The sequence below is a fragment of the Mycobacterium sp. genome, assembly GCF_035640695.1.
Classification (GTDB): Bacteria; Actinomycetota; Actinomycetes; order Mycobacteriales; family Mycobacteriaceae; genus Mycobacterium.
On record NZ_DASQVQ010000102.1, the window covers coordinates 1 to 6,589 of the forward strand.

At 64.9% G+C, this 6,589-nt stretch carries 5 protein-coding genes and 1 pseudogene; 3 read left to right on the forward strand and 3 right to left on the reverse strand.

The window, feature by feature from the left end; genetic code table 11:
• A pseudogene (locus VE759_RS11930) lies at positions 1-207 on the reverse strand (hypothetical protein); the annotation flags it as partial.
• A 37-nt stretch (positions 208-244) separates the two neighbouring features.
• Here VE759_RS11930 and VE759_RS11935 point away from each other — a divergent pair.
• From VE759_RS11935 to VE759_RS11945, 3 genes are all read left to right on the forward strand, one after another.
• Positions 245-1,123, forward strand: coding sequence for an erythromycin esterase family protein (locus tag VE759_RS11935; protein WP_324932210.1), 879 nt, complete (start codon positions 245-247; stop codon positions 1,121-1,123).
• A 48-nt stretch (positions 1,124-1,171) separates the two neighbouring features.
• Positions 1,172-2,833, forward strand: coding sequence for a helix-turn-helix domain-containing protein (locus tag VE759_RS11940; RefSeq protein ID WP_324932213.1), 1,662 nt, complete (start codon positions 1,172-1,174; stop codon positions 2,831-2,833).
• A gap of 244 nt (positions 2,834-3,077) precedes the next feature.
• Positions 3,078-4,163, forward strand: coding sequence for a sulfite oxidase (locus VE759_RS11945; RefSeq protein WP_324932214.1), 1,086 nt, complete (start codon positions 3,078-3,080; stop codon positions 4,161-4,163).
• Positions 4,164-4,203: 40 nt separating this feature from the next.
• Here VE759_RS11945 and VE759_RS11950 read toward each other — a convergent pair whose 3' ends face one another.
• Positions 4,204-5,148 (reverse strand): 2-hydroxyacid dehydrogenase, encoded by a 945-nt coding sequence (locus tag VE759_RS11950; protein ID WP_324932217.1) that lies wholly within the window; start codon positions 5,146-5,148, stop codon positions 4,204-4,206.
• A gap of 580 nt (positions 5,149-5,728) precedes the next feature.
• A complete protein-coding gene (locus VE759_RS11955) occupies positions 5,729-5,980 on the reverse strand; it encodes a hypothetical protein (protein ID WP_324932220.1) in 252 nt (83 codons plus the stop codon).
• Positions 5,981-6,589: the final 609 nt, after the last annotated feature.

The following is a 6,589-nucleotide window of genomic DNA, read 5'->3' on the forward strand; positions in this document are numbered from 1 at the left end:
GCCGGCACAGCCGATTTCGAGCACGCGCGCGGTGGAGACCTCGGCTGTTTCCAAACCGAACAGGTGGGCGACCGCGGCCAGCTGTCCCGGCGCCGACTGCGGAAACGAATTCGAGGTGTACGGCGTCATGTCGTAGTCGGCGCGCAGCTGGTCCACCGCGTCATCCACGTCGTAGGTGGCATCCACCTGGTCAGCCGGTTGAACCAATGCCTGCTCCCTGTGATCGTCCGCAGCACCACCGGGCATGCCCGCGCAACGCCGCACGAGATGCGTTATTCACATTGACCCACAGTCGGTGGTCGCCAACATTCGATCACAATCCTGGCAACGACACAGGGATGGGTCCGGCGTTCGATGGGTCGAGCAACGGGGCGGCTGCTCAAAGCACCTGTGCCGCAAGGTCAGCTTGCGGGCCACTTCCTCGCACCACCGGGCTCAGGTGTGCAGCGGCGGCGGCGCGCAAGCTGATGGAGAGGACGGGGCGCCGGCCCGCCGCTCGATGCGACTAGCGGAATGGAGTGCGACCATGACCCAGGCGATGACAGCGGCGCCACGGCGTGTGTTCCGCGACCGTCGCGAGCTGACACATCTCGATCATGAGGTCGATCCGCAACCGGCCCGAATGGTGGTGTGGGCCCACAACTCTCATGTTGGTGACGCCCGGGCAACCGAGGTGTACGCGGACGGCCAGATCACCCTGGGCCAACTCGCCCGAGACCTCTATGGTGACGAGACACGGCTGATCGGGTTCAGCACCTACGCCGGAACCGTCACCGCGGCCAGCGAATGGGGAGGAATCGCGGAACGCAAGACGGTCCGGCCCGGTCTGCCCAACAGCGTCGAGGAACTGTTCCACGAGACCGGCCATCAGGCGTTGTTGGTGCCGATGCGCCGAGACGGGCGGGTTTCGGCGGAGCCGTTAGACGATGTCCGGCTGGCACGCGCAATCGGGGTCATCTACCGGCCAGAGACGGAGCGACAGAGCCACTACTTTCATGTTCGCCCGTCCGAGCAGTTCGACGCGATGATCCACATCGACAACACCCGAGCGTTGGAGCCGCTCGAGTTGACCAGTGAGTGGATCGCCGGTGAGATTGCCGAGACCTATCCGACAGGCCTGTAGACACGGTTCGGCTCGCTGAAATGGGGTATGCCTCCCGGACAGTTGATCATGGACGCCGGGCACGGCAACACACAGAACGGCGGCAGCGCCGAGCAAATCTCACGCGGACTGGCTGCGCTGTCGAGGGTGACGTTCGGCCGCCCCGACGCCTCGGCGATTATCGAAGAAGCCGGCCAGGCAGTCGCCACACTCGCGCCGTGCCGCGTCGAAGCCGGCTACTTGATGATCGGCGGTGAGATTGTGGCCGATCGGTCCCATCCGCAGCGCGCCGATCTCGAGGGTCAGCTACGCGCGGCACTCTGGGACGGACCGATTGAGCTGTCCGGCCGCAATTGGGCGTGGGCATTCGCGTTGCGCGACCAAGCCGCCGTCATCGGCTGCCTGCTCGTCAGCGCCTCCGAGCAGCCATCATCGCAGCAGATGTCGTTACTGACGATCTTGGCGCGGCAGGCGGGTGCGGCGCTCGCCGGCGTCGTGATGCGTCGGCAACTCGACGACATGAACGGCAGGTTGGTCTCGGTGATAGACAGTCTGCGGACCAGGTCGCAAATGCATGAGGTGCTGGGCTCGGCGGTGGCATCGGGATCCGGTGAGCGAGGCATCGTCGATGCGCTTCACGACCTGACCGCGATGCCCGTGGCGCTCGAAGACCGATTCGGCAACCTGCGCCGCTGGGTGGGCCCCGGGTTACCGCACCCCTATACCAAGCCGGATCCCGAGCCTCGCGAGCGTGTCCTTCATGAGCTGGCCGCCGCCAACGGACCCCTACGAGTGGGTGAGCGGGTAGTGATGCTGGTAAAACCGCGCGCCGAGATCCTTGGCGTGCTTGCGCTCATTGACCCTCGCCGGCGCGTCACTGAGGAGCAGCGATTCGCCTTGCGGTATGCAAGCGGGATCTTGGGTCTGGAACTGTCGCACAAACGAAACCTCGCCGAGCTTGAGCTCAACCTTCGCCGTGAATTTGTCGACGATCTCGTCGCCGGCGCCGACCAGGAAGGGGCGTATGCGCGATCGGAGGCGCTGGGTCATGATCTGCGCCGAACCCACTACGTGGTGGTGGTCCAGGCTACGGGTATGCCGGCGAACAAACTTGCCGGCGCCGCAAGACGCGCCGCCACCGCCTTGCATCTGGACCAACTGCAAGGCCGGCACGCCGGAATGGTCGTACTGATCGTCGCCGGCCGTCCCCAACCACAGGCATTTCACGACGCGCTCACCACAGCACTTGGCAGCCCGGCCACTGCCGTGGGTATCGGCACACGATGCGCAGTTCCGGGTGACATCGCTGCGTCTTTCGGCAAGGCTTGTCGGGCCCTCAACATCCGCCTGCATTCGTCGGCGCCCGCCGGCGCGTCGGCCTACGAGGAGCTTGGCTTCTACCGTCTCGTCGACGCGGCCCACGCAGCGGGCGCCGCCGAAGATTTCGTTCGCGAGTGGCTCGGCGTGCTCATGGAGTACGACGCCGGCAAGCATTCCGATCTATTGCAAACGCTCAGCAGCTACCTCGAGTGCGGCGGCAACTACGACGAATCGGCGGCAGTTTTACATATCCATCGCAGCACGCTGCGCTACCGGCTCGCCCGGATAGCCGAGCTGACCGGATATGACCTTCGCAACGCCGATACCCGATTCAACCTTCATGCCGCGACCCGGGTGTGGCTGTTCCTCAGTCCGAGCGGCGAGTACTCGGGGATCGACCCGACGGGTTGACCGGAGGTGGTTGATCGGCCGCATCGGCAACTACAGCTGGCGGGTATACAACAAGTACCGCTGACACCAATGCCTGACGGGCGCTGGTGGTGATGAGTCACGGTGTCCGACACGGGATGCTGGTGGCGGATGGATTACCTGTTCGCCAGTCAATTATCGAGTGCTCGCGCCGAAACGCAGACCGTGATGACCAGCAGCGCTATTGGTGGTCGTCCTTCCGCGGGGTCAGAAAGAGGAGACGACGATGTGGGATAAGCGCGACGACACCATCGTGCGCAACGAGTCGCCATTCAACTCTGAACCGCCCGCTTCGGTGTTGGCCGGCGACGAGATCACTGCGCTGGATGCATTCTATTGCCGCAATCACGGCACGTTTCCCGACATCGCCCGCGCGCAATGGCGGCTAGCTATCGACGGTGTCGTCGACGAGCCGCTCACTTTGACGTTCGACGAACTCACCAATCGATTCCCCGCGCACAGCGTGGTGGCGACCCTGGCGTGCGCGGGCAACCGCCGTGCTGAGTTGTTAAGGGTGCGCCCGATTCCGGGCAAGGAGCCATGGTCCCACGGCGCGATCTCCACCGCCCAATGGCGCGGCGCGAGGTTGGGGGACGTGCTGCGGGCGGCCGGAGCGGAAATGAAAGACGGTATGCACGTTGCCTTCTCGGCGCCCGACGTGGCGCCGGAAGCCTCCCCCGTCCAGTCCTACGGCAGTTCGATTCCCTTGACCAAGGCGATGTCCGACGAGGTGCTGCTGGCTTGGCAGATGAATGGCCAACCGCTGCCGCGGGTACATGGTGGCCCGGTGCGGATGGTAGTGCCGGGCTATATCGGCGCGCGCAGCGTCAAATGGGTGACGGCGATAACCGTACAGCCGGTCCCATCCGAGAACTACTTTCAAGCTCTGGATTATCGCATCCTGCCCGCCGAAGCTGACCCGAACAACGTGGCGCCAGGCGAAGGCATTTCGATGTCGACGCTGGCGGTAAACGCCGACATTCTGGTTCCTGACGACGGCGCCGAGGTGCCTGCCGGGCCGCTGACGATCCGCGGTTACGCGATCGCCGGCGATGGTCACGGCATCGCGCGCGTCGACGTTTCACTCGATGAGGGCCGCAGCTGGCGGCAAGCCGACCTCGAACCCGTGTGCAACCAGTGGACGTGGCGGTTCTGGTCGCTCACCGTGGAGGCTCGACGCGGGCCACTGACCGTGACAGTTCGCGGCTGGGACGACACCGGAGTCACCCAGCCCGAATCCGCCGCGGCACTGTGGAATCCACGAGGATACGGCAACAATGCCTGGGCCCACATCAAATTGACCGTCAGATGACCGGAGCTGCCACCGGAGTCAAGCACTGACGGTGGAGCACCTACCGGATCGGCTCGACAACCGGCGTCGCAAGAGTGTCGTTGGTCAAGTACTCATCGAGGTTCTGCAGAACAAGTGCCGCCATCGCCGAACGTGTTCGCGCAGTTGCGCTGCCCACATGTGGCAGCACCACGACGTTGTCGAGCGTGCGCAATTCAGTCGGCACATCGGGCTCATTGGCGAACACGTCGAGACCGGCCCCAGCGAGCCGACCACTTGACAGCAATTCGACGAGGGCGTTCTGGTCCACGATGCTCCCGCGCGCGACGTTGATCAGAAAGCCCTGCGGGCCGAGCGTTTCGAGGACGTCACGGCCGACGAGCTTCTCGGTGTCCGAGCCGCCGGTGGCCGCAACTACCAGTACGTCGACGGTTTGCGCCAGTTCGACCGGCGACGACGCGTAGCGGTACCGACAACGCGGTAATTCGTGACGGTTGTGATACGCAATGACGCAGTCGAACGCGACGAGTCGGCGCGCGATCGCCGACCCGATGCGGCCCAGCCCGAGGATGCCCACGCGCGACCGACTGACATCACGGGTCAACCGATACGGCCCGTCAACCGGCCAGCGGCCGGCGCGAACATAGCGGTCCGCGGCGCAGAAGCCCCGCATCGTTGTCAGCGTCAGCGCGACCGCGGTGTCGGCAACCGAGTCGGTCAACACGTCGGGGGTGTTGCTCACCCCGATGCCCAGCCGGTGCGCGGTGTCCACGTCGACGGTGTCGTAGCCGGCACCGTAGTGAATGATCGCGCCGAGATTCGGCAGCGCGTTCATGAGGGCGGCGTCGACAGGTTGACCCGCTTCGACAATCGCCCGGACCTGCGGTGCGTGCCTGGAAAGGAACGCTGTGCGCGATTCGTCGGCCGGCAGCACCAGCGCGTCGTATTTCAGCGCCAGCGTCTCGGCCAGGCCAGGGTCCAGCTCGCCTACTTGAAGAACTCTCATGCCTTGATGTCGTCCTATTGGTGATCGCCGACGAGATGCGTTTGCAGTTGGGTCACCTTCGAGGTGCTCCTGCAATGCAGCGGTGTTGTCACCGCTACCGCCCGTTCAGCACCCCCAGTACCCGGAGTCTTCACATTCCGGTTAACGAGTAACGCCGTGGCACAACGCGAGATCGACGGTTAGCGCCCGGCGGCCCCGGTCGGGTGCTGGGCGTCAGTGCACGTTGATTTACCGGGCGCTTGCGTTGAACGGCGTTTGGGACTGGAACGGCCCGGCTGGCGTGTTATCCGTCTGCGCGCTGGTGCTGCCCGGCCACTGACAATTGGTGTTCGTATCGGTCTGCGACGTGCAGGCTCCGGTGTCGGTGCCGGTGCCGGCCGCAGTGTCGGTGCTGGCCGCGGCCACAGGCGCTGCTATCAGCGAAATGACGGCCGCGGTCGCCGCCAACATCGCAGTGGTGCACCGCCGTTTGATGGGCATGGTTTTGCGCAGTTCTGTTGCCGCATCGAGCGGTTCAGCGCGACGCGGCGGAGCCGGGACCGGTGGGCCGGTCCGCGCTCCGCCGTGTGCGCGACCTGATTCAGCGATGGCCGCCACCGTGGCCACCAAAGAAGCCGCCTTCGTAGTAGGGGTACTGAGGCCCATAGGTCACCGGGGCGGAGTCGTTGATCTGCACATTGCCCGGGGACTCGCATTGGGTATTCAGCGAGCCGCTGACGTACGTGCAATCTGGGGTAGTACTGGCCGCTAGTGCAGTCGGTGCGGCGATGATCGACACCGCCGCGGCGGCACCCATCAGCGGCACGACGTAGCGCAGTGTCCGTAGTTTCATTGGTTTCTCCTTGGTTCTTGTTGGTTCTTGGTGTGGTGTCCTGTGCATGCTTCTCATCGGTCGGTCATGTGCTCGACTCCGATCCAAAACTGAACGTTCAGTTTTACTAACTGGAACAAGTCCGGACCGCACTGGTTTCTTCCCGGGTGCCGACGTGATTGGCCTCACCGAACTTCCCCTGGGGGCTCGCGCGCCGTGCAGTCGGTCCTGCTGGACCGTGCCGGGATGCTGTCCGGGCGATCGGCTTCGCCTGGGCGGTTACGTTCCGCGGTGTTGTCTGCTGCGAATTCGCCGCGGGCTCCAGTGCGGGCCTTAGTGCGCCCACCACGAGTGGTGGTGGGTGACCGGCGTGCCCGGCCCCGCGCCCGCCGGATGCTCCCAAGCCACCGCTGTTGCCGCCCCACAAGGGGCCATAGACGGCCCACGGACCCCCGGATGGAGCCGGAATTGCGCTGGGCACCGGGATGCCGGCGTCAGTGGTGGTAGCGCGGCGCCGCGTGTGAGTGATGATTTTTTTCTCGTGGTGAACTTCGGTCGGCTGATCCGCGTGTGCGGCAACATCATTTGTCCTTGGGGTTGAGCACCAGGAACGCGCCGCCGGCAGCCGCA

Coding starts and splice junctions, on each gene's coding strand:
- VE759_RS11935 (WP_324932210.1), top strand. CDS start 245: ATGCCCGCGCAACGCCGCACGAGATGCGTTATTCACATTGACCCACAG.
- VE759_RS11945 (WP_324932214.1), top strand. CDS start 3,078: ATGTGGGATAAGCGCGACGACACCATCGTGCGCAACGAGTCGCCATTC.
- VE759_RS11940 (WP_324932213.1), top strand. CDS start 1,172: ATGGACGCCGGGCACGGCAACACACAGAACGGCGGCAGCGCCGAGCAA.
- VE759_RS11955 (WP_324932220.1), bottom strand. CDS start 5,980: ATGAAACTACGGACACTGCGCTACGTCGTGCCGCTGATGGGTGCCGCC.
- VE759_RS11950 (WP_324932217.1), bottom strand. CDS start 5,148: ATGAGAGTTCTTCAAGTAGGCGAGCTGGACCCTGGCCTGGCCGAGACG.